Annotated in this window: 13 protein-coding genes; 7 read left to right on the top strand and 6 right to left on the bottom strand. The window is 64.5% G+C overall.

Annotated elements, in window-relative coordinates; translation table 11 throughout:
* Window positions 1-8: 8 nt before the first annotated feature.
* From treS to treY, 5 genes are read left to right on the top strand one after another with little or no spacing between them, the layout of a single operon-like run.
* Window positions 9-3,302 carry a maltose alpha-D-glucosyltransferase gene (gene treS, locus AC0L27_RS23300; RefSeq protein WP_473320495.1) on the top strand — a complete coding sequence of 1,098 codons (3,294 nt, stop codon included), beginning with the start codon at window positions 9-11 and terminating at the stop codon, window positions 3,300-3,302.
* Window positions 3,295-5,433 (top strand): 1,4-alpha-glucan branching protein GlgB, encoded by a 2,139-nt coding sequence (gene glgB, locus AC0L27_RS23305; protein ID WP_354205066.1) that lies wholly within the window; start codon window positions 3,295-3,297, stop codon window positions 5,431-5,433. The genes treS and glgB overlap by 8 nt, the downstream gene beginning before the upstream one ends.
* Before the next feature lie 3 nt (window positions 5,434-5,436).
* Window positions 5,437-7,515, top strand: coding sequence for a glycogen debranching protein GlgX (glgX, locus tag AC0L27_RS23310; protein WP_354205064.1), 2,079 nt, complete (start codon window positions 5,437-5,439; stop codon window positions 7,513-7,515).
* Window positions 7,512-9,266, top strand: coding sequence for a malto-oligosyltrehalose trehalohydrolase (gene treZ / locus AC0L27_RS23315; protein WP_354205062.1), 1,755 nt, complete (start codon window positions 7,512-7,514; stop codon window positions 9,264-9,266). Before glgX ends, treZ begins: the two co-directional genes overlap by 4 nt.
* A 1-nt stretch (window position 9,267) precedes the next feature.
* The gene (gene treY, locus AC0L27_RS23320) at window positions 9,268-12,054 is read left to right on the top strand and encodes a malto-oligosyltrehalose synthase (protein WP_473320497.1); all 2,787 of its coding nucleotides are present in this window, start codon (window positions 9,268-9,270) and stop codon (window positions 12,052-12,054) included.
* A 3-nt stretch (window positions 12,055-12,057) separates the two neighbouring features.
* Here treY and AC0L27_RS23325 read toward each other — a convergent pair whose 3' ends face one another.
* Window positions 12,058-12,375: a polyhydroxyalkanoic acid system family protein gene (locus tag AC0L27_RS23325; RefSeq protein ID WP_354205059.1), complete on the bottom strand. Its 318-nt coding sequence runs from the start codon at window positions 12,373-12,375 to the stop codon at window positions 12,058-12,060.
* Between the two features lie 184 nt (window positions 12,376-12,559).
* On the opposite strand from AC0L27_RS23325, the gene AC0L27_RS23330 reads away from it, so the two are divergent.
* Window positions 12,560-12,724, top strand: a complete 165-nt coding sequence (locus AC0L27_RS23330; protein WP_007595743.1) for a DUF3309 family protein — start codon at window positions 12,560-12,562, stop codon at window positions 12,722-12,724.
* A 92-nt stretch (window positions 12,725-12,816) separates the two neighbouring features.
* Here AC0L27_RS23330 and ligD read toward each other — a convergent pair whose 3' ends face one another.
* Window positions 12,817-15,501 (bottom strand): DNA ligase D, encoded by a 2,685-nt coding sequence (gene ligD / locus AC0L27_RS23335; RefSeq protein ID WP_354060248.1) that lies wholly within the window; start codon window positions 15,499-15,501, stop codon window positions 12,817-12,819.
* A gap of 118 nt (window positions 15,502-15,619) precedes the next feature.
* Here ligD and ku point away from each other — a divergent pair, with 118 nt between their 5' ends.
* A complete protein-coding gene (ku, locus tag AC0L27_RS23340) occupies window positions 15,620-16,504 on the top strand; it encodes a non-homologous end joining protein Ku (protein WP_354205056.1) in 885 nt (294 codons plus the stop codon).
* A 225-nt stretch (window positions 16,505-16,729) separates the two neighbouring features.
* On the opposite strand, the gene AC0L27_RS23345 is transcribed toward ku, so the two are convergent.
* From AC0L27_RS23345 to kdpB, 4 genes are all read right to left on the bottom strand, one after another.
* The gene (locus AC0L27_RS23345) at window positions 16,730-17,419 is read right to left on the bottom strand and encodes a response regulator transcription factor (protein ID WP_354060246.1); all 690 of its coding nucleotides are present in this window, start codon (window positions 17,417-17,419) and stop codon (window positions 16,730-16,732) included.
* Window positions 17,416-20,139, bottom strand: coding sequence for a DUF4118 domain-containing protein (locus AC0L27_RS23350; RefSeq protein ID WP_473320518.1), 2,724 nt, complete (start codon window positions 20,137-20,139; stop codon window positions 17,416-17,418). The genes AC0L27_RS23345 and AC0L27_RS23350 overlap by 4 nt, the downstream gene beginning before the upstream one ends.
* Window positions 20,140-20,175: 36 nt before the next feature.
* The gene (locus AC0L27_RS23355; RefSeq protein WP_275169293.1) at window positions 20,176-20,778 is read right to left on the bottom strand and encodes a K(+)-transporting ATPase subunit C; all 603 of its coding nucleotides are present in this window, start codon (window positions 20,776-20,778) and stop codon (window positions 20,176-20,178) included.
* A 152-nt stretch (window positions 20,779-20,930) separates the two neighbouring features.
* Complete coding sequence (kdpB, locus tag AC0L27_RS23360) at window positions 20,931-23,045, bottom strand: potassium-transporting ATPase subunit KdpB (RefSeq protein ID WP_275169294.1); 2,115 nt, start codon at window positions 23,043-23,045, stop codon at window positions 20,931-20,933.
* Window positions 23,046-23,052 lie beyond the last annotated feature (7 nt).

Here is a 23,052-nt window from a genome sequence, read left to right on the forward strand (position 1 = left end):
CGCACGCCATGAACGTATTGTCTTCCGTCGACACCAAGAAAGCCGAGGCTGCCGAGATCGTGGATGAGCTCTGGTACAAGGACGCCATTATCTATCAGCTCCACGTCAAGGCGTTTGCCGATAGCAATCAGGACGGTATCGGCGACTTCGCCGGGCTGACCGAGAAGCTGCCTTATCTCCAGGAGCTCGGCGTCACCGCGCTGTGGCTGCTGCCGTTCTATCCTTCGCCCGGCCGCGACGACGGCTACGACATCGCCGACTACGGCGCGGTCAATCCCGATTTCGGGACAATGAAGGATTTCAAGCGCTTCATCCAGGAGGCGCAGAAGCGCGGCTTGCGCGTCATCACCGAGCTCGTCGTCAACCACACCTCGGACCAGCACAATTGGTTCAAGCGCGCGCGCCGCAGCCCTCCGGGCTCGAGCGCCCGCAACTGGTATGTCTGGAGCGACACCGACCAGAAATACCAGGGCACGCGCATCATCTTCACCGACACCGAGAAGTCGAACTGGACCTGGGACCACGAGGCCGGCGCGTTCTACTGGCACCGCTTCTTCTCGCACCAGCCGGATCTCAATTTCGACAATCCCCGCGTCGTCAGCGCCCTGATCCAGGTGATGAAGCGCTGGCTCGACGCCGGCGTCGACGGCTTCCGTCTGGACGCCATTCCCTATCTCTGCGAGCGCGAAGGCACCTCGAACGAGAACCTCCCGGAGACGCATGCCATCATCAAGCGGCTGCGCCACGAGCTGGATTCCTACTCCAAGGGCAAGCTGCTGCTGGCCGAGGCCAATCAATGGCCGGAGGACGTGCAGGAATATTTCGGCCGCGGCGACGAGTGCCACATGGCCTATCACTTCCCGCTGATGCCGCGCATTTACATGGCGATCGCCCAGGAGGACCGCTTTCCGATCACCGACATCCTGCGCCAGACGCCGGACATTCCGGCGAGCTGCCAATGGGCGCTGTTCCTGCGCAACCATGACGAGCTGACGCTGGAGATGGTGACCGACGTCGAGCGCGACTATCTGTGGACCACCTACGCCAACGATCCGCGCGCCCGCATCAATGTCGGCATCCGCCGGCGCCTTGCGCCGCTGATGGACAACGACCGGCGCAAGATCGAGCTGATGAACTCGCTGCTGCTGTCCTTCCCGGGAACGCCGATCATCTATTATGGCGATGAGATCGGGATGGGCGACAACATCTATCTCGGCGATCGCAACGGCGTGCGCACGCCGATGCAGTGGAGCCCGGACCGCAATGGCGGCTTCTCGCGCTGCGACCCTGCCCGCCTCTATGCGCCGCTGATCATGGATCCCGTCTACGGCTATGAATCAGTGAACGTGGAGGCGCAGTCGCGCAGCCTGTCCTCGCTGCTCAGCGCCACCAAGCGCCTGATCTCGGTGCGCAAATCGACGCTCGCCTTCGGCCGCGGCACCATGACCTTCATCCGTCCGGACAACCGCGCCGTGCTGGCCTATGTCCGGCAGTACCGCGACGAGGTGATCCTCTGCGTCGCCAATCTGTCGCGCGCAGCCCAGGCGACCGAGCTCGATCTGTCGCCCTGGAAGGACCGCATCCCGCAGGAGATGCTCGGCCGCACGCGTTTTCCGGCGATCGGCGAACTGCCCTACATGGTCACGCTGGGGCCCTATGGCTTCTACTGGTTCCAGCTCGCCGAGCGCGACAAGTCCGAGCCGGTGACACCGCGCGCTGTGCCGGAATTCGAGACGCTGGTGGTGCCGGTGAACTCGACCTGGGTGTCGCTGGCGCGCGAGCGCGGCGTGTTCGAGCATGAGGTGCTGCCGGGCTTCCTGTCGCGCACACGCTGGTATCCGGAGCACAATCCCAAGCACATCAAACCGACGCTGACCTCGGCGGTGCCGTTCTGCGACATCGGCGACAACAGGCCCTGGATCGCGTTCTTCGAGGCGGCGCAGGGCGACGTCACCACGCGCTACGTGCTGCCGATGCAGATCGAATGGGTTCGCTTCGACCGCGAACGCTTCAATCCCAGGGCGCTCGCCGCCGTACGCCAGGGTGCCCGCGAAGGCACGCTGCTGGATGTGGCAACCGAGCAGATCTTCATTGGCCTGTTCCTGCGCAATCTGTCGCAGAACCTGGTGGTGGAGGAAAACAATCTGCGGCTGGAGTTCAAGGCGACCAGCCGGTTTGCCGAGTACACCATCAAGGAGCCCGAACGCATCCGCGCGATCGAACAGTCGAACAGCACCGCGCTGGTCGACAACCAGTATGTCGCCAAGATCTATCGCCAGCTCGAAGCCGGTATCCATCCCGAGATCGAGATCGGCTCCTATCTCACCGAAATCGCCCGCTTTGCCAATACGCCGGCACTGCTCGGCAGCGTCGAGCTGGTCGAAGACGACCGCCGCAGCGCGGTCGGCGTGCTGCACGCCTATGTCGAGAACCAGGGCGACGGCTGGGGCGTCACCGCGGGCTATCTCGACCGCTATATCGACGAGCAGCGGGTGCTGCCTCCGGGCGAGATGCCCCGCGAGACCCAGGAGCAAGCGCCCTATCTGCACTTCATTACGCAGATCGGCCGGCGGCTCGCCGAGCTGCATGTGGCTCTGGCCGCCGCAAAGCCCGGCGATCTCGCGCCGGAGCCGATTGGCTCCGCACAAATCAAGCGCTGGTCATCCGAGCTCAAGGCACGGGCCGAGCGCGTCTTCGAGCGGCTGGCCGCCAGCACCGACGGCCTGCGGGAGGCGGATCGACCGCTGATCAATCAGCTCGTCGCGGAGCGCGCGTCCCTGTCCGGCCGGCTCAATGCGCTATTACCTTCCGAGATCGGCGGGTTGAACATCCGTCATCATGGCGATTTCCGCCTCGGGCAAACTCTGATCGTGAAGGACGATATCTTCATCATCGACTTCGACGGAGATCCGCGTTTGCCGCAGGCCGACAAGCGGCGCAAGCTGCCTGCGGCGCGCGACGTTGCCGGCCTGATCCGCTCGATTGATCTTTCGGTTAACGCGGCGCTCCATCGCGCGCTCACGGGCGCCTCCGACGAACAGGGCCGGCTTACGGCTGCGCTCGACGAATGGCGCGAGCGCACCACCGCGACGTTCCTCACCGCCTACCGCGACGCCATGACCGATCGGCGGCTGTGGCCGGAAGATCCGCAATCCGCGGCAGGCCTGTTAAGCTTTTTCCTGCTTGATCATGCGTTTAAGGAAGTAGAGTACGAGCTGTCCAACCGGCCTGAGGGGCTCCATGCGCCGCTGTCCGGACTGCTTCGCATTCTGTCCAGTATCGAGAGCGAAGCCCATGCCTAAACTCCCTGCCGAGGCCTATGCGATCATCGAGGGTCGCCACTCCGATCCCTTCCACTATCTCGGGCTGCATCCCGAGGGCGACAAGAGCGTGGTGCGCGCGTTTCTTCCCGATGCTTCCAACGTCGAAGCGGTGGGCGAGCACGGCGAGGTGGCGAAGCTCGATCGCGTCCATGATTCCGGCCTGTTCATCGGCGCTCTGCCGAACGGCGCGAAGCACTATCAGCTCCGCGCGAAGTTCGGCGACAACGTCATCGAATTCGAGGACACTTATCGCTTTCCGCCGATCCTGACCGATTTCGACCTCTATCTGCTCGGCGAAGGCACCCACCAACGCCTTTACGACAAGCTCGGCGCACATCCGATGCGGCTCGAAGGCATCGATGGCATCGGCTTCGTGGTGCTGGCGCCTAACGCCCGGCGTGTCTCCGTGGTCGGCGACTTCAACTTCTGGGACGGGCGGCGCCATCCGATGCGGGTGCGCGGCGCGGGCTATTGGGAATTGTTCATCCCGCACGCCAAGGCCGGCGACCACTACAAGTTCGAAATCATCGGACCGCATGGCCATCTGCTTCCGCTGAAGTCCGATCCGATGGCCTTCGCGAGCGAGGTGCGGCCGAAGACCGCTTCCATCGTGTTCGACGAAGCGCATCTGCCGCGGCCGCGACCGGCGCCCGACGGCATCAACGCGCTGTCCGCGCCGATGTCGATCTACGAGGTGCATCTCGGCTCGTGGCGGCGCAAGAACGGCGATGAATGGCTGACCTATCGCGAGCTGGCAGAGCAGCTGCCGGCCTACGCCCGTGACATGGGCTTCACCCATCTCGAATTCCTCCCCGTCAGCGAGCATCCCTTCGATGGCTCGTGGGGCTATCAGCCGACCGGCCTGTATGCGCCGACCAGCCGCTTCGGCACGCCGGAGGATTTTGCCGCGCTGGTCGATGCCTGCCACCGCGAGGGCGTCGGCGTGCTGCTCGACTGGGTGCCCGGCCACTTCCCGGACGATCCGCACGGGCTCGGCAGTTTCGACGGCACAGCGCTGTACGAGCACGCTAATCCGCTCCAGGGCCGTCACCTCGATTGGGGCACGCTGATCTACAATTATGGCCGCACCGAAGTGACGAACTTCCTGGTGTCGAACGCGCTGTTCTGGCTTGAGCGCTACGCGATCGACGGACTGCGCGTCGACGCCGTCGCCTCCATGCTCTACCTCGACTACAGCCGTCCGCCCGGCGCGTGGATTCCGAACCAGCATGGCGGCCGGGAGAATATCGAGGCGATCGCGTTCCTGCGCCGCTTCAACACCGAGCTGTTCGCGCGTTTCCCGCAGGCGACCACGGCCGCCGAAGAGTCCACCGCCTGGCCGCAGGTCTCGCGTCCGGTCGAATTCGGCGGGCTCGGCTTCGGCTACAAGTGGAACATGGGCTGGATGCACGACACGCTGAACTACATCAGCAAGGACCCGATCCACCGCAAGCATCATCACGGCGACATCCTGTTCGGCCTGCACTACGCCTTTTCGGAAAACTTCGTCCTGCCGCTGTCGCATGACGAGGTCGTGCACGGCAAGCGCTCGATCCTGGGGCGCATGCCCGGCGACGAATGGCAGCGTTTCGCGAATTTGCGCGCCTATTACAGCTTCATGTTCGGCCATCCCGGCAAGAAGCTGCTGTTCATGGGCGCCGAGATCGCGCAAAGCCGCGAATGGAATCACGACCAGTCGCTCGACTGGCACTTGCTCGAGTACAAGCCCCATTCAGGCATCCAGGCGCTGATCCGCGATCTCAACCGGCTCTATCGCGCGGTGCCCGCCCTGCACCAGATGGACTGCGAGCCGGCCGGCTTCGAATGGCTGATCACCGACGACGCCGACCGCAACGTGTTCGCCTGGCTGCGCAAGGGATTTGACGAGCAGGCCCGGTGCATGGTGATCGTCAACTTCTCACCCAACGTCTATCGAAACTACCGCGTTCGCGCGCCCTTCGGCGGCAAGTGGAAGGAAGTGTTCAACTCGGACTCCGCCCATTACGGCGGCAGCAATGTCGGCAACATCGGCGAAGTCCACGCCGTCAATGGCGAGCTACGGCTCACCATTCCGCCGCTCGCCGCGATCTTCCTCGTTCCGGAAAGCTGAACGATGCGCCTGACTGCTGGATCGCCCGCACGCCTCGGCGCAAGCTGGGACGGACGCGGCACCAATTTCGCGCTGTTCTCCGCCAACGCGCAGAAGGTCGAGCTGTGCCTGTTCGACATGCAGGGCCGCCGCGAACTCGAGCGCGTCGAGCTGCCGGAGCGCACCGAAGATGTCTGGCACGGCTATCTCAACGACGTCTCACCGGGCCAGCTCTACGGCTACCGCGTGCATGGCCCCTACGAGCCCGAGCAGGGCCACCGCTTCAACGCCAACAAGCTGCTGCTCGACCCCTATGCCAAGCGGCTTTCCGGGCGGTTGGTCTGGAGTGACGCGCATTTCGCCTATCGCACCGGAAGTCCGCGCGAGGATCTGTCGTTCGACCGGCGCGACAACGCGCGCGGCATGCCCAAGGCCGTCGTCGTCGACGAGACTTTCAACTGGGGCCGCCGCGAGATCCGGCCCAACATTCCCTGGGAAGACACCATCATCTACGAGGCTCACGTCAAGGGACTGACACAGAAGCGCGACGACGTGCCGCCGAATTTGCGCGGCACCTATGGCGGCCTGTCCTCGCCCGCGATGATCGAGCACCTGAGGAAGCTCGGCGTCACCACGGTGGAGCTTCTGCCGGTGCACAGCTTCGTCGATGACCGCATCCTGGTGGAGAAGAAGCTCGCCAATTACTGGGGCTACAACACTTTGTCCTTCTTCGCGCCCGAGCAGCGCTACGCCCAGGACAACGCCCTCGATTCCTTCCGGACCACGGTCGCACGCCTGCACGATGCCGGCATCGAGGTGATGCTCGACGTCGTCTACAACCACACCGCCGAGGGCAATCACCTCGGCCCGACGCTGTGCTACCGCGGCATCGACAACGCCTCCTATTACTGGCTGAACCGCGAGAACCCGCGCTATTACGACGACTTCACCGGCTGCGGCTCGTCGGTGAACCTCACCCACCCGCGCGTGCTGCAGATGGTGATGGATTCCCTGCGCTACTGGGTCGAGGTCTGCCACGTCGACGGCTTCCGTTTCGACCTCGCCACCACGCTGGCGCGCGGGCCGAACGGTTATGATCGCGGCAGTTCGTTCCTGACCGCGATCCGCCAGGACCCTGTGCTGGCAAGCGTCAAGCTCGTCGCCGAACCCTGGGACCTCGGGCTCGGCGGCTACCAGGTCGGCGCATTTCCCTCGCAATGGTCGGAATGGAACGACCGTTACCGCAGCGCCATGCGCCGCTATTGGAGCGGCGAAGGCAGCCTGATCGGCGACATCTCCAGCCGCATGACGGCGTCCTCAGACCTGTTCAACCACGATGGACGGCGGCCGCGCGCCAGCGTCAACCACATCACCGTGCATGACGGTTTCACTCTCGCCGACCTCTTCAGCTACAACGAGAAGCACAACGAGGCCAATGGCGAGGACAATCGCGACGGCTCCAACGACAACCACAGCAACAATTGCGGTGTCGAGGGCCCGACCGACGATCCCCAAATCGTCAGCTTGCGCCGACAGCTTCGCAAGAACGTGCTGGCCTGCCTCATGCTGGCGCAGGGCATCCCGCTGATCCTCGCCGGTGACGAGGTCGGGAATTCGCAATCGGGCAACAACAACGCCTATTGCCAGGACAACGAGGTTGGCTGGGTCGGCTGGGACAATCTCGGCAAGGACGGCGACGACATGGTCGATTTCGTCGCCGAACTCGCCGAGATCCGCCGCCGATTCTCGCAGCTTCGCAGCCATCGCTGGCTCGACGGCCGCCCCAAGGACGGCATCTCCTATGGCGCGCTGTGGCTGACGCCGGCGGGTGACGAAATGACGGAAAGCGACTGGAAATTCCCGGAAGGGCGGTTTCTCTCCTATGTGATGGGGCCGATGGAACCGGGCAGCGCGGCGATCTTTATCGTACTCAACGCAGCCCCCGAAGAGATCGCATTCAAATTGCCAAAATTGACCGAATACAAGAGCTGGCAGCAAATCCTGAACACGACCGACGCCAAGCTGAACACGGTCGACTTCCTGCCCGGGAGCGACAGCAAGGCGCCGCCGCGCTCCGTGCTCGCTTTCGCGGGGGCGCTATGAGGCCATCCTTCGGGGCGAGGCCGACGAAGGACGGCGTGTCGTTCCGGCTGTGGGCGCCTGCCGCGCGCCGCGTCGATCTCCTGCTCGACCGACGACACGCGATGCAGCGCCGGCAGGATGGATGGTATGTCGCCGACATTGCCGACCTGCCCGTCGGCAGCAACTACAAATTCAGGATCGACGACGAGATCGACGTGCCCGATCCGGCGTCTGCATTCCAGCCCGACGACGTGTTCGGCCCGAGCGAGGTGATCGATCATGACGCCTTCGCCTGGCGCGCATCCGATTGGCGCGGCCGTCCCTGGGAAGAGACGGTGCTGATCGAGACGCATGTCGGCACCTTCACTGCGGAAGGCACCTATCGCGCCATGATCGACAAGCTCGATCATCTCGTCGCGACCGGCATCACCGCGGTCGAGCTGATGCCGCTGGCCGACTTCGCCGGTCGCCGCGGCTGGGGTTATGATGGCGTGCTGTGGTACGCGCCCGACAGCGCCTATGGTCGTCCCGATGATTTGAAGACGCTGATCGACGAAGCCCATCTGCGCGGGCTGATGGTGTTCCTCGACGTCGTCTACAATCATTTCGGGCCCGAGGGAAATTACCTCGGCCGTTACGCGCCGGCCTTCTTCACCGACGCGCACACGCCATGGGGCAGTGCGATCGATTATCGCGTGCCGCAGGTTCGCGCTTTTGCCGTCGAGAACGCGCTGTCGTGGCTCAGCGACTATCGCTTCGACGGCCTGAGGCTCGATGCCGCCAATCACATCATGGCGATCCCCGGCGAGCAATCGATGCTGCAAGACCTCAGCGTCGCCGCGGGCGAGCTTGCCAAGGCGACGGGGCGGCATATCCATCTCGTGCTGGAGAACGGCGACAACCGCGCGAGCCTGCTCGACGCCGCGCAGGAGCCCCCGAACGGTAAATATCGCGGCCAGTGGAACGACGACTACCACCACGTCTGGCACGTGATGCTGACGGGCGAGCTGGCCGGCTATTATGCGGACTATCAAACGCCGCGGCTCGATCTCGCACGTGCGCTCGCCTCCGGCTTCGTCTATCAGGGCGAGATCTCTGAATTCTGGGGCAAGAAGCCGCGCGGCGAGAAGAGTGACGCGCTGCCGCCGGCAACCTTCGTCAACTTCCTGCAAAATCACGACCAGATCGGCAACCGGCCGCTCGGCGACCGGCTCGAAAGCCTGGCATCGCCCAAGCAGATCGAAGCCGCACTCGCGGTGACCCTACTCGCGCCGATGGTACCGATGCTGTTCCAGGGCGAGGAGTGGGGCTCCACCGCGCCCTTCCCGTTCTTCTGCGACTTCCAGGGCGGACTGGCTGATGCCGTGCGCAAGGGGCGCAAGCACGAATACGCCTGGGCCTATGAGACGTACGGCGACGAGGTGCCCGACCCGCTCGATCCGGCAACGCTGCAATCGGCCGTGCTCGACTGGACCGGTCACACGCCGGAGCAGGGTGCACGTCTCGCGCTGGTGCGCGAGCTGCTCGCACTCCGCCACAAGGAGATCGCGCCACGACTGAAAGGCGCGCGGTTCGGCGATGGCGCCGTGGCCGATAACGGCCTGCTCACCGCACATTGGCACATGGGAGATGGCACGACGCTGCGCCTCGTGGCCAATCTCTCCGACAAGGACATTGCGTATTCCGACGACGGCGTGGGGACCCTGATCTGGGGCGGCGCGACCAGCGACCGGCTTGCGCCCTGGTCGGTGGTCTGGCGCCTCGGAGGGTGACATGCCTTCAGCCGTTCCTCTCGCAACCTACCGGCTTCAGCTCACCGCGGAGTTTGACTTCGACAAGGCCGCCGCGGTGGTGCCTTATCTGAAGGCGCTGGGCATCACGCATCTCTACACCTCGCCGGTGATGAAGGCCCGCAAGGGCTCGACCCACGGCTATGACACCGTCGATCACAGCCAATTCAATCCGGAGCTCGGCGGCGAGGCCGCCTTCGCGCGGTTGAGCGAGGCGCTGACGCAGAACGAGCTCGGCCTCATCATCGATTTCGTACCGAACCATGTCGGCGTGCACTTTGCCGACAATCCCTGGTGGCTGGACGTGCTGGAATGGGGCCAAGCCTCGCCGCACGCCGTTTCCTTCGATATCGACTGGGATCAACTGGCTTTCCGCGCCCGCGGCGGCGTGCTGCTGCCAATCCTCGGAGCGTCCTATGGCGAAGCGCTCGAGAGCGGCGATATCGAGCTGCGCTACGATCCCGACGAAGGTAGTTTTTCCGCCTGGTATTTCGAGCATCGATTGCCGATCGCGCCGGAGCGCTATGGCGAGATGCTGCGGATGATCGTGAAGGAAGCCGACGCCGCCGAGACCGAGGCCGGCAAGCGCCTGCTGTCGCTCGCGGCCCGCTACACGGGACTGCGCCGTCCCAACCGCAAGGAAGCGCCCGGCTTCAAGGCGGAGCTTAGGGAGATCGCAGGCAGTGCCGATATCATCGCGCGCGGCCTCGGCGCCTATCGCGCCGCCAAGGACCGCCCCGCGCAGACGCTGGCGCTGCATCATTTGCTGGAGCGCCAGCACTACAAGCTCGGCCACTGGCGGCTTGCCTCCAGCGACATCAACTATCGCCGCTTCTTCGACGTCAACGGGCTCGCCGGCATGCGCGTCGAGGATCCCGGCACGTTCGCCGCCACGCACCGGCTGGTGAAGCAACTCATTGCCGATGGCAAACTGCAAGGCATCCGGCTCGACCATATCGACGGCCTGCGCGATCCCGCGCAATATTGTCAGCGGCTGCGCCGGCTGGTGCGCGACGCGCAGGGCACCACAAAGCCGTTCTATACGGTGATCGAGAAAATCCTGTGCGAGCACGAGCGCCTGCCGCATTTCGCCGGCGTCCAGGGCACCACCGGCTATGAGTGGATGAATGCCATCACTCACGTTCTGGTCGACGCCAAGGGGCTGGAGGCCCTGGACGAGACCTGGCGGCAGATCAGCAACCGGTCGCCACGGCTCGCGCCTTACGTCAAGGACGCCAAACGGCGCGTGCTGGAGACGTTGCTGACCAGCGAATTCACGGTTCTGACGCGCCTGCTTGCGCGCATCGCCAACGGGCACTATTCGACCCGCGACTTTTCAGCCGACAGCCTGCGGCAGGCGCTCGAACTCTACGTGCTGCATTTCCCGGTGTACCGGACCTACCTGACGACAAGCGCGCCAACGGCGAACGATCGCAAGCTGATCGACGACACCATCGATGCCGCTCGCCGGCAATGGTTCGCCGCGGACGAAGGCATTTTCGACTTCCTGCGCGACGCGCTCACCATGGATTTGCTCAAGCCCGGCCGTCCCCCGCACAGCGCCCCGCGCGTGCGTCGGTTTGCGCTGAAGGTGCAGCAATTCACCGGGCCGATGATGGCGAAGTCGCTGGAGGACACCGCCTTCTATCAATTCCACCGGCTGCTCGCCCTGAACGAAGTCGGCGGCGATCCCGCGAGCAAGGGCCTCACCATTCCCGCTTTCCACGAGATCATGCAGACCCGCGCCAGGGAATGGCCGCAGGGGATGACGGCGACCGCCACGCACGACACCAAACGCGGCGAGGACGCCCGCGCGCGGATCGCTGCCTTAAGTGAAATTCCCGGCGAATGGACCAGTGCCGTGTCACGCTGGAAAGTCCTGAACGCACCGCACCTCGCGCTCGACGGCAATCTGCGCGCTCCTTCGGCCACGTTCGAATACATGCTCTACCAGACCCTGCTCGGCGCCTGGTCCCTCCGGGTGCCGGCCGATGCCGGTTTTGTCGAGCGTATCCAGGCCTATGCGCTCAAGGCCGCGCGCGAGGGCAAGGAGGAGACCAGCTGGCTCAACCCGCACGAGGCCTATGAGAACGGCGTCAAGAGCTTCATCGCGAAGATCCTCGATCCCGCGCTGTCAGGCGAATTCCTGGAGGCGCTGCAAACCCTGGCACGCCGCGTCGCGCTGCTCGGCGCGCTGAATGCGCTAAGCCAGCTCACGCTCAAGGCGACACTCCCGGGCGTGCCCGATTTCTATCAGGGCACCGAATTCTGGGACCTGTCGCTGGTCGATCCCGACAACCGCCGCCCGGTGGATTTTTCCGCGCGACAGGCGGCGCTGGGCACGCTGGACAATCCGGATTGGAATCATCTGATCAAGAGCTGGCCGGACGGCCAGCTCAAGCTGGCCTGGACGCGGCACCTGCTCAAGCTGCGCAATGAGCTGCCCGACGTTTTCGCGCGAGGCGACTACCAGCCGCTTCCGGTGCGGGGCGCACATGCTGACAATGTCGTGGCCTTTGCCCGCCGCCACGGCCGCACTGCTGCGATCGTCGCGGTCGGGCGCCACTTCGCTCCTTTCACGCAAGCAGGACGCGAATGGCCGGCGTTTGAGGGATTCGACGCCACCATCGACGTCACAGGCTACAACGTGCCGGGCTTCGCCGGCAACGATCTGCCGCTCGCGCAGGCGCTTCGCGGTTTTCCCGCTTCGGTCATCCCGGCGCGCCCCGCGGATGCGGCGAAGCCAGTCCGACAGCGCAGCCGCGCTTGAACGCTAGCCTTTCGCGTCTTTGCCCAACAGCAGCTGGCCGCGCTTGCGGATCGTGGCCTGCGCCATCTCCGCAAAGCGCTGCAGCAGCCAGGGCAGCACCACCTGCACCTTGACATGATCGTCGCCAACGTCGACCTGCCCCGTTGCGATCTGCCCGAGCGCGCGGATGCGGAAGTTCATGCTGTCGCCGTTCCAGCGCTCCTCCTCGACCTGCATCACCGGAATGCTGGCGGCAGCGCGGCCGAGCCCTGTTTTGAGACGGCGCACCGCTTCCTCGCGGCCGAGGCGGTGGGGAATGGAGACGACAAGCGGTGCTGACATGGCTCTGCCCGGTTAGTGATTGAACCTCACATAATCATGCCCGCCAGTGCCACAAAGGTTCCATGCAAGTGGAGCGTGCAACCGGTGTTTCATTGGGGGAACTTTAAAACCTGCGGCAAGTTGCCCTCGCACAACGGGACAGGTTGCAACGACCCTTCCAACGAAGGGCTGGAGGAGATTTCGCATGTCTATCGGTACGATTATTCTGATCATTTTGGTCATCGCGCTGCTCGGCGGCTTCAGCGGCATCGGCGGCGGCCCGTTCTACGGCACCGGCTATTACGGCGGCGGCGGTCTCGGGCTCGTCATCGTGATCCTGCTGATCCTGCTGCTGCTGGGACGGATCTAGCCGGGTTCGGTAGGGTGGGTTAGCCGCAAGGCGTAACCCCCCTCTTTCTTTCCGCGTCAACAGAAGGGGTGGGTACGCTTCGCTAACCCACCCTACTTCTTTTTATCCGCCAGCTTCTTGATCGCTGCCTTGATCGACACGGCCGCATCGTCATAACCATCCCACGCCTTCGACCGCGGCAGCAGGCCGGGCACGCTACGCAGCGTGTAGCGCTTCGGATCGAGATCGGTCTTCACCTGCGCCCAGGTGAGCGGCATCGACACAGTGGCACCGGCGCGCGCACGCGGCGACAGCGGGGCCACCGCCGTCGACATGCGATCGTTGCGCAAATAGTCCAGGAAGATCTTTCCCATTCGCAGCTTCTTCGACATGTTGAGCAGATAGCGCTCGGGATTGTCGTCCGCCATCCACTGGCAGACACCTTGCGCGAAGGCCTTGGCTTCTTTCCAGCTCACCTGGTCGCGCGCGCCATGTCGCAGCGGTACCACGACGTGCAGGCCCTTGCCGCCGGTGGTCTTGCAGAAGCTCTCCATGCCGATGTCGGTCAGCCGCTGCCGCATCTCCTTGGCGGCCTCGACGACGTCGGCGAAGACGACGTCGGGCGCGGGATCGAGATCGAACACCAGCCGGCCCGGAGTATCGTAGGCGTAAGGCGCGCAATTCCAGGGATGCAACTCGACGCCGCCGATCTGCGCCACGGCCGCGAGCCCCTCGATGCGATCGATCTGCAAATAAGGCTTGCGGTCGCCGGAGACCCGCGCGAGCTCCAGGAGGTTCGACGTGCCCTGCATGGCGTGGCGCTGGAAGAAGCATTCGCCCTTGATGCCGTCAGGGGCGCGGATCAGCGAACATGGCCGGCCCTTCAGGTGCACGATCATCCACTCGCCGACGGCTTCGAGATAGCGCGCGAGATCCAGCTTGGTGACGGGATCGCCATTGCCGTCGTCCGGCCAGAGCTCCTTGTCCGGCTTGGAGATGACGACACCCATCACTTCGGCACTGCCACCTTGCGCCGTTCGTGCGCCGGTCTTCGCTTGCGCGCGCGGCTTGGCACGCCGCTTGGTCGAGGGCTCGGCAAGCTCGGTATCGACCGGTGTCTCGGCCTCGACCTCCTCCGCCGGCTTGTCCTGCCGCAGACCCTTGAAGGCGGCCTGGCGGATGTTGCCGTCGGCAGTGAAGCCGGCGAACTCGATCTCCGCCACAAGCTCCGGCTTCAGCCAGTGCACCTCGCGCGCTTTTTTCGGTGCGTTCTTGCCGCCAAAGGGGCTTTGCTTGGCCTCCATAGCCTTCAAGGACGGCATGATGCGCTTGACCTTGTCGGCGCCGAAGCCGGTTCCGACCATCCCGACGAAGGCGAGATGATCGCCGCGGTGCACGCCGGCCATCAGCGAACGGAATTTACCATTGGTGGTCTTGTAGCCGCCGATCACGACCTCATGGCCGGCACGGCATTTGGCCTTGGTCCAGCTTTCTGTCCGCCCCGAACGATAAGGTGCGTCCAGCTTCTTCGACACCACGCCCTCGAGCTCGAGCTTACAGGCCGATTGCAGCACGGCGTCGCCGCCGCTTTCGAAATGCTCGACATAGCGAATCTGGCTCGATTTTTTCTTGCGTGCCTCCAGGAGCTCCTTGAGGCGGTCCTTGCGCTCCCCGAGCGGCAGCCGCCGCAAATCGAGGCGTTCGACGAACAGGAGGTCGAAAGCGAAGAAGATGAGCTCGTCGGTCTTGCCGTCCGAGAGCGCGGCCTGAAGCGACGAAAAGTTCGGTGCCCCATTGTGGTCGAGCGCGACGATTTCGCCGTCGATCATCAAATCCGGCAACGCGCCCGCTTCCTTCGCGATGCTTGCGAATTTTTCGGTCCAGTCGAGGCCTTTGCGCGTCTTCAACGTCGCCTTGCCGCCCTCGACCCGCAGCTGCACGCGGTAGCCGTCGAACTTGATCTCGTGGCACCAGCCATCGCCACCCGGCGGGCGCTCGACCGAGGTGCAGAGCTGCGGCGCGACGAAATCCGGCATCTCCGCCTTCTTCGCGGTCGTCGCGGTTGTGGCTTTCTTCTTTGCCGTCTTGCCGGTCTTCAACGCCGCGCGGGGTGCCGGCTTGACCGTGCGCTCTTTCGCCTCGTCCGCCCGGTTGGACTGCCAGACCGCGTCGGCCTTGGCCTTGGTGCCCTTCGCCAGCATGAACGGTTTTGGCGCCCGGCCTTTGCCTCCGGCGATCTGCTCCATCGCACGGCCGGAGGCGACCGACTTGTCCTCCTCGAGAATGTCGTTGTCTGCGCCCTCGCGGACATGTTCGTCGCGATGCTTGATCAAGAGCCAATTGGTCCGCTTGCCGCCGGTGCGGTCGTTGCGCATGCGCACCAGGACCCAGCTACCGTGCAGCTTCTCGCCATGCAGGGTGAATTTCAAATCGCCCTTCTTGAAACCGCGTTCGGGATCTTCGGATTCCCAGGTGCCGCGGTCCCACAGCATGACCGTGCCGCCGCCGTATTGGCCCTCCGGAATCGTACCCTCGAAGTCGCCATAGTCGAGCGGGTGGTCCTCGACCTCGACGGCCAGCCGCTTGTCGTGCGGATCGAGCGAGGGCCCTTTCGTCACCGCCCAGGACTTGAAGACGCCGTCGAACTCGAGCCGCAGATCGTAGTGCAGCCGCGAGGCGTCATGTTTCTGGATCACGAAGCGCCGCTGCTTCGATTGCGCCACCGCGGTCTTTCCCGACGGCTCCGGCGTCTTCTCGAAATCACGTTTCTGTCGATACTTGGAGAGCTTTTGCAGCACGACTGGTCCCGGATTCTCTTTCGGCGTGGAAGCCTATCACGGCCCGCACCCCACCCGGAACCAAAACCCCGCGGGACGGTTGGGGTTCCAAACTGACTCGAAGACGCTGGAGAACGGAATGGCACCGCGCGCCTATTGGAAGGGAACGTTGAAGCTCTCGCTGGTCAGTTGCCCCGTTGTGCTTTATCCGGCGACCACCGCGGCCGAGAAGACGCGGTTTCACATGATCAACCGCGAGACCGGCAACCGATTGAAGCAGCAGATGATCGACGCCGAGACCGGCGACGTCGTCGAAAGCGACCAGAAGGGACGCGGCTACGAGCTGCGCAAGGGTAAATACGTCGAGATCGAGCCGGAGGAGCTCGAAGCGGTCCAGATCGAGAGCAACCACACCATCGACATCGAGAGTTTTGTGCCGAGCGACGAGATCGACCAGCGCTATCTCAACCATCCCTACTACATCGCGCCCGACGGCAAGGCCGCAGTCGATGCCTTTGCCGTGATCCGCGACGCCATGAAGGACCAGGATCGCGTCGCGCTCGCCAAGATCGTGCTCACCAATCGCGAGCACATCATCGCGATCGAGCCGCTCGGCAAAGGTCTGCTCGGCACCACGCTGCGCTTCCCCTACGAACTGCGCGACGAAGACCAGTTCTTCGACGATATCAAGAGCCCGAAGATCGCCAAGGACATGGTCGAGCTCGCGGGCCACATCCTCCAGACCAAGGCTTCCCATTTCGATCCCAGCAAGTTCAAGGACGACTACGAGAACGCGCTGAAGGCCCTGGTGAAGCGCAAGGCCAGCGGCAAGACGATCGAACTGCCGGAGCCCGAGGAGAAGCCGAGCAATGTCGTCAGCCTGATGGATGCGCTGAAGCAGAGCCTGAAGGGCCGCGGCGGGAAGAAGACCGCGGCGAAGTCCCATGCGCGCCGGGCGTCGGGGCGAACGCGCGCCGCGAAGAAGACGCATCGGTCGACGGCGCGGCAGAGGAAGGCGAGCTGACCTGCTCCGTCATTGCGAGCGCAGCGAAGCAATCCAGTATCTTTCCGCGGAGGGATTCTGGATTGCTTCGCTGCGCTCGCAATGACGATGTTGATGCAGGCTTGCGCCGCCATTTCGGTCGTCATGCCCGGGCTTGTCCCGGCATCCACGTTCTCGGGTCCCCCACATCAGGACGTGGATGGCCGGGACAAGCCCGGCCATGACGGATCGTCGCACGTGGGCAGCCTAATCCGCCGACTTCAGTCGATACCCAATCCCCGTCTCCGTCAGCACATATTGCGGCCGTTCCGGATCGGCTTCGATCTTCTGCCGCAGCTGGCGGACATAGACGCGCAGATATTGTGCATCCGTCAGTTCGTCCCAGAGCTCCCTCAGCAGGAAGCGGTGGGTAAGCACCTTGCCGGCGTGCTGCACCAGCACGCGCAGGAGGTCATATTCCTTCGGCGACAGTTTGACGTCGCGCTCGCCGACCTTGACGATCCGGCGCACCAGATCGACCGAGAGATCGCCGGCACGGAACACCGGGCGCTCGCCCTGGATCTGAAGCTGGTGCCGCAGCGCGGCGCGCAGGCGCGCCAGCAGCTCGTCCATGCCGAACGGCTTTGTCAGGTAATCGTCGGCGCCGAGATCGAGCGCCTCCACCTTGCCGGCCTCGTCGCCACGGCTCGACAGTACCACGATCGGCACAGCTTCATTGCGGGCGCGGATGGTGCGCAACAACTCATGGCCCTGGATGTCGGGCAGGCCGAGATCGAGGATGATCAGCGCGGGACCCTCGCTGAGCTTCTCCAGCGCGGTCTTGCCGTTCGACGCCTCCAGGATCTCATAGCCCTGCGTCGAGAGCCCCATCCGCAGCAACTTGCGGATCGGCGGCTCGTCGTCGATGACCAGCACTTTGATCGGGGCAGCGCTCATGCGGCGGTATCCAATGCGCGGGTCCGGGCCGGAATGGGCAGACGGATGGTCAGAACCGCACCGCTCCGGTCGCTGCGATTCGCGGCCGAGATCGTGCCATGCATCGCCTCGACGAAGCCGCGGGAAATGGCGAGCCCGAGCCCGGTGCCGGGCCGGACATGGTCACCCTTCTGCACGCGATAAAACTTGTCGAACACGCTCTCGAGCTCCTCGGACGGAATGCCGTCGCCCTCGTCGGCAATCTGGAGCACCACATGATCGCTGTCGCGCCGGCTGCGAATCGAGACGGTCGCGTGGGGCGGCGAATATTTGGCGGCGTTGTCGAGCAGGTTGAACAGCACCTGCTCGAACAGCACGGCATCGAGCTGGAGCATAGGAAGGTCTGCGGCCAACTCCAGCTCCACCTTGTGGGCGGTGAGGATCTTGGCTGCACGCCGGAGCGCGCTGCCGACGATCTCTCCGAGATCGTGCAACGCAGCGTTGGGCACGATGGCCCCGGATTCGAGCTTGGTCATGTCGAGCAGATTGGCGATGAAGCGGTTGAGCCGTTCGGATTCGTCGATAACCGTCGCGAGCAGGTCGCGCTTCTCGGTCTCGGAGAGCGCGCTGGCGAGATCGCGCATGGTCGAGGCCGCACCCAGCACGGATGCGAGCGGTGTCTTCAGGTCGTGTGAAATCGAGGTGAGCAATGCGGAACGTAGCCGCTCGGATTCGACGGAGCGCTTGACGCGATCGACGTCCTCGACCAGCAGCACGCGCTCGATCGCCAGCGCGCCCTGATCGACCAGCGCGTCGAGCAGCCTGCGCTGGTCGGGCGTCAGCAAGGGACCTGTGCGGTCGTCGTCGATGCCGATGACGCCGATCGGGCCGCGCCCGGTGCGCATCGGCAGGAACAGCCGTTTTGCACCCGGCAGCGTGTCCGAGCCGCGGCCTGCAGGGCGATCATTGCTCCAGGCCCAGTTGGCGGCGGCAAGGTCGGCCTGATCAAGATCGTCCTCGGGGGGATAGCCCGACTTCACCGTGAGCAGGCCCTCGTCCGGCAACAGCAGCACCACGCGGACTTTCAGCATCAGCGCGATCTGGTAGGCGGTCGCCCACAGCACGTCGTCGAGCGTGCCGGTGCCGGCGAGCTTGCGGCTGAAAGCATAGAGCTGCTCGGTGGTCCGGATGCGGCCGATCGCAGCATCGGCCTGGGTACGTACCCGCCCCGCCACGTTCGACACTACGAACGCAATCAGCATGAAGAAAAAGAACGCCGCGACATTGGTCGGATCGGTGATGGTGAAGGTATAGACCGGCGGCAGAAAGAAGAAATTGTAGGCGAGCGACGCCGCGACACTCGCAAGCAACGACGGCCACAATCCGTAGCGCACGGCAACCGTCACCACGGCGGTCAGAAACATCAGGTCGACGTTCTCAATGCCGAAATAGGGCTTGATGGCCACGGCGGCAGCGAGGCCAAGCGCGGTGATCTCGAGTGCCTTCAGGTAGGGTCGCGCATCGAACGGGTCCGATCGCGTTGCGGTCTGCACCGCCGTCTTCGGCGCCGGCTCGCTCGTGAGTTCGTCGCCAGGAATGACATGTACGCTGATATTCCCGGCGCGGCGCACCAGATCGTGCACGACGGAGCCGCGCGTCATCTCGAACCAGAGCGAGCGCGTCGACTTGCCGATCACGATCTGGGTGACGTTGTTGCCTTGCGCGAAGTTGACGACGTCGTCGGCGATGCGGCGGCCGACGCCCGGAATCGTCAGCGCCTCGCCGCCGAGCGATTCTGCGAGCCGCAGCGTATCGGCCAGCCGGTCGCGCTCCTCATCGGACATTTGCAGGGAGCGCCGCGTCTCGATCGACACCGCAATGAACGGCGCGTGCAGCCGGTCGGCCAGCCGCTTGGTGTAGCGAACGAGGCTGGCCGCGCACGGATCTTCGCTGATGCAGACGAGGATGCGCTCGCCCGCGGCCCAAGGACCGGCGATCGCGTTCGCCTGCATGTGAGTGAGCAGCTGCTCGTCGACCCGTTCGGCCGTGCGCCGCAGCGCGAGTTCGCGCAGCGCGGTCAGGTTGCCGGGCGAGAAATAATGCTCCAGCGCCCGCTCGGCCTGCCTGGGGACATAGACCTTGCCCTCTTTCAGCCGCTGGATCAGGTCGTCAGGCGTGAGGTCGATCAGCTCGATGGCGTCTGCGCGGTCGAACACCGAATCCGGCACGGTCTCGCGTACCCGCACATGGGTGATCTGGGCGACGACGTCGTTCAGGCTCTCGATGTGCTGGATATTGACGGCGGTGTAGACGTCGATGCCGTGGGACAGCAGTTCTTCGACATCGAGATAACGCTTTGGATGGCGGCTGCCGGCGGCATTGGTGTGAGCGAGTTCGTCGACCAGCGCGATTTTCGGCCGGCGCGCGATCACGGCGTCGAGATCCAGTTCCTCGACAATCTGGCCGCGGTAATCGAGCTTCTTGCGCGGGATCACTTCCAGCCCGCGCACCAGCGCCTCGGTCTCGGCCCGGCCATGGGTCTCGACGAAGCCGACCACGACGTCGATGCCGGCCTTGCGCTTGGCGTGGGCGCTTTGCAGCATCTCGTAGGTCTTGCCGACGCCGGGAGCGGCGCCGACGAAGATCTTCAGCTTGCCGCTCACGCCTTCCTCCCGGCGCGCAGCTTCCAGCAGCGCCTCGGGCGAAGGACGTTGTTCGGGATCGCGGCGCTCTCGGACCATCAAGTCAATATAACATCCGCGCGGGCCTAGCCTAGACTACTTCGTGGCACGATCGAGCGCGAGATTCAGAGCCAGCACGTTGACGCGGGGCTCGCCGATCAGGCCGAGCAGACGGCCTTGGATGTTGGAAGCCACCATTTGCCTGACCTGATCCTCCGGCACGTTTCGCGCCTTTGCTACCCGCAGCACCTGGAATTGCGCCGCTTCCGGCGAGATATCCGGATCGAGGCCACTGGCTGAGGTCGTCACGAGGTCGACCGGCACGGCGGCATTCGGATTCTCGCCCTTGAGCTTGTCCACATCATCCTTCAGCCGGTCGGCCAGCGCCTTGCTGGTCGGGCCGAGATTGGAGCCGCCCGAATTGGCGGCGTTGTAGGGCGCCAGCACGGTCTTGGTCGAATCGCTCGGATCAGGGGCTACCGTCGCCGAGAGGCGGCCGTGGAAATATTTGTCGTCCTTGAACTCCTGCCCGATCAGGGCGGAGCCGATCACCTTGCCGTCCTTCTCGATCAGGCTGCCCTGCGCCTGCACCGGGAAGATTGCGCCGGCAATAGCGGTCATCGCGAGCGGATAGGCCAAGCCAGTGATGGCGGTGAGCACCAGCAGCAGGACAATGGCGGGGCGGATTTCTCTGAGCATGTTAGGTCTCCAGTTATTTCGCCATCTCGAGCGGAGCATCCCTGCCGTCGTTCCGGGGCGATGCGAAGCATCGAACCCGGAACCTCGAGATTCCGGGTTCGCCTCTCCGAGGCGCCCCGGAATGACAGAGAGATTCGCTCCTCGCAATGACGTTAAGCCAGGTGCAAGGCAACGACGACGAGATCGATCGCCTTGATACCGATGAAGGGAATGACGATGCCGCCGAGGCCGTAGATCAGCAGATTGCGCCGGAGCAGTGCGCCCGCGCCGACCGCACGATAGACGACGCCCTTCAGCGCCAGCGGGATCAGGGCGATAATGATCAGCGCGTTGAAGATGATCGCCGACAGGATGGCGCTCTGCGGGCTCGACAGGTTCATGACGTTGAGCACGTTGAGCTGGGGGTAGAACGCCAGGAACATCGCCGGGATGATCGCGAAATACTTCGCGACGTCGTTGGCGATCGAGAACGTGGTCAGCGCGCCGCGCGTCATCAGCAGCTGCTTGCCGATCTCGACCACCTCGATCAGCTTGGTCGGATTGGAGTCGAGGTCGACCATGTTGCCGGCCTCGCGAGCCGCCTGCGTGCCCGTGTTCATGGCGACACCGACGTCCGCCTGCGCGAGCGCCGGCGCGTCGTTGGTGCCGTCGCCGCACATCGCCACCAGCTTGCCCTTGGCCTGCTCGTCGCGGATCAGCTTGAGCTTGTCCTCGGGGGTCGCTTGCGCCAGGAAGTCGTCGACGCCGGCTTCCGCTGCGATCGCGGCGGCCGTCATCGGATTGTCACCGGTAATCATGACGGTGCGGATACCCATGCGTCGCAGCTCGGCAAAGCGCTCGCGGATGCCGCCCTTGACGATGTCCTTGAGCTGGATGACGCCGAGCAGCTTGCCGTCCCTGGCGACCGCCAGCGGCGTACCGCCGGCCTTCGATATGTCGTCGGCGATGGTCTGGATCTCGCGGCCGATGTCCGAGAACCCGGCGGGCTGGATGGAACGAGCCGTGTTGCCTGAGGCGACCGCCAGCGGTGCACCGCCACCGACATAGTTGAGGATCGCATCGACCGCGCCCTTGCGCACCGACGAGCCGCCGGCAGCGACACCGCTCATGCGAGTCTGCGCCGTGAATGGGATGAAGGTGGCTCCCAACTCGGCCATGTCGCGGCCGCGGATGCCGTATTTCTCCTTGGCCAGCACCACGATCGAGCGGCCCTCCGGGGTCTCGTCGGCGAGCGAGGCGAGCTGGGCCGCGTCCGCGAGCTCCTGCTCGGTGACGCCGCGCACCGGGCGGAAGGAGGTCGCCTGGCGGTTGCCGAGTGTAATCGTTCCGGTCTTGTCGAGCAGCAGCGTGTCGACGTCTCCGGCGGCCTCGACGGCACGGCCGGACATCGCCAGCACGTTGAAGCGGACCAGGCGGTCCATGCCGGCGATGCCGATCGCCGACAGCAGCGCGCCGATCGTGGTCGGGATCAGCGTGACGAACAGCGCGACCAGCACGACCACCGAGATCGAGCCGCCGGCATAGGCCGCGTAGCTCGGGATGGTGACGGTGGCGAACACGAAGATGATGGTGAGGCCGGCCAGCAGGATGTTGAGTGCGATCTCGTTCGGGGTCTTCGCCCGCTCGGCGCCCTCGACCAGCTTGATCATGCGGTCGATGAAGGTCGAGCCCTGTGCTGCGGTGATCCGCACGCGGATCCAGTCGGACAGCACCTGGGTGCCGCCGGTCACTGCCGAACGGTCACCGCCGGATTCGCGGATCACGGGTGCGGACTCGCCGGTGATGGCGGCCTCGTTGACGGACGCGACGCCCTCGATCACCTCGCCATCGGAGGGAATGGTATCGCCGGCCTCGACCAGCACAACGTCCCCCACCTTGAGGCTGGTGCCCGGCACGAGATTGAAGGCCTGGCCGGCGCCGGCCAGCAGCTTGGCCTGGCTCTCGGTGCGGGTCTTGCGCAGCGATTCCGCCTGCGCCTTGCCGCGGCCTTCGGCCACGGCCTCGGCAAGATTGGCAAACAGCACCGTGAACCAGAGCCAGACGATGATCTGGAAGGTAAAGCCGAGATTCGCGCCGCCCGTGACGAGATCGCGCAGGAAGATCACAGTGGTGAGCGCGGCCACGATCTCGACCACAAACATCACGGGGTTCTTGATCATCAAGCGCGGATCGAGCTTGGTGAAGGACGCGCGGATCGCAGGCACGACGATCTTGGGATCGAGCATCGCCGAGACGGACGCGCGTTTTTGCAGTTTCATGGTATCCATGGAGGTC

It is taken from the genome of Bradyrhizobium sp. Ken51 (genome assembly GCF_055807435.1).

Bases quoted from the DNA above. Each gene is read 5' to 3' on its own strand.
- treS (WP_473320495.1), top strand. From the start codon at position 9: ATGAACGTATTGTCTTCCGTCGACACCAAGAAAGCCGAGGCTGCCGAG.
- glgB (WP_354205066.1), top strand. From the start codon at position 3,295: ATGCCTAAACTCCCTGCCGAGGCCTATGCGATCATCGAGGGTCGCCAC.
- glgX (WP_354205064.1), top strand. From the start codon at position 5,437: ATGCGCCTGACTGCTGGATCGCCCGCACGCCTCGGCGCAAGCTGGGAC.
- treZ (WP_354205062.1), top strand. From the start codon at position 7,512: ATGAGGCCATCCTTCGGGGCGAGGCCGACGAAGGACGGCGTGTCGTTC.
- treY (WP_473320497.1), top strand. From the start codon at position 9,268: ATGCCTTCAGCCGTTCCTCTCGCAACCTACCGGCTTCAGCTCACCGCG.
- AC0L27_RS23325 (WP_354205059.1), bottom strand. From the start codon at position 12,375: ATGTCAGCACCGCTTGTCGTCTCCATTCCCCACCGCCTCGGCCGCGAG.
- AC0L27_RS23330 (WP_007595743.1), top strand. From the start codon at position 12,560: ATGTCTATCGGTACGATTATTCTGATCATTTTGGTCATCGCGCTGCTC.
- ku (WP_354205056.1), top strand. From the start codon at position 15,620: ATGGCACCGCGCGCCTATTGGAAGGGAACGTTGAAGCTCTCGCTGGTC.
- AC0L27_RS23345 (WP_354060246.1), bottom strand. From the start codon at position 17,419: ATGAGCGCTGCCCCGATCAAAGTGCTGGTCATCGACGACGAGCCGCCG.
- AC0L27_RS23350 (WP_473320518.1), bottom strand. From the start codon at position 20,139: ATGGTCCGAGAGCGCCGCGATCCCGAACAACGTCCTTCGCCCGAGGCG.
- AC0L27_RS23355 (WP_275169293.1), bottom strand. From the start codon at position 20,778: ATGCTCAGAGAAATCCGCCCCGCCATTGTCCTGCTGCTGGTGCTCACC.
- kdpB (WP_275169294.1), bottom strand. From the start codon at position 23,045: ATGGATACCATGAAACTGCAAAAACGCGCGTCCGTCTCGGCGATGCTC.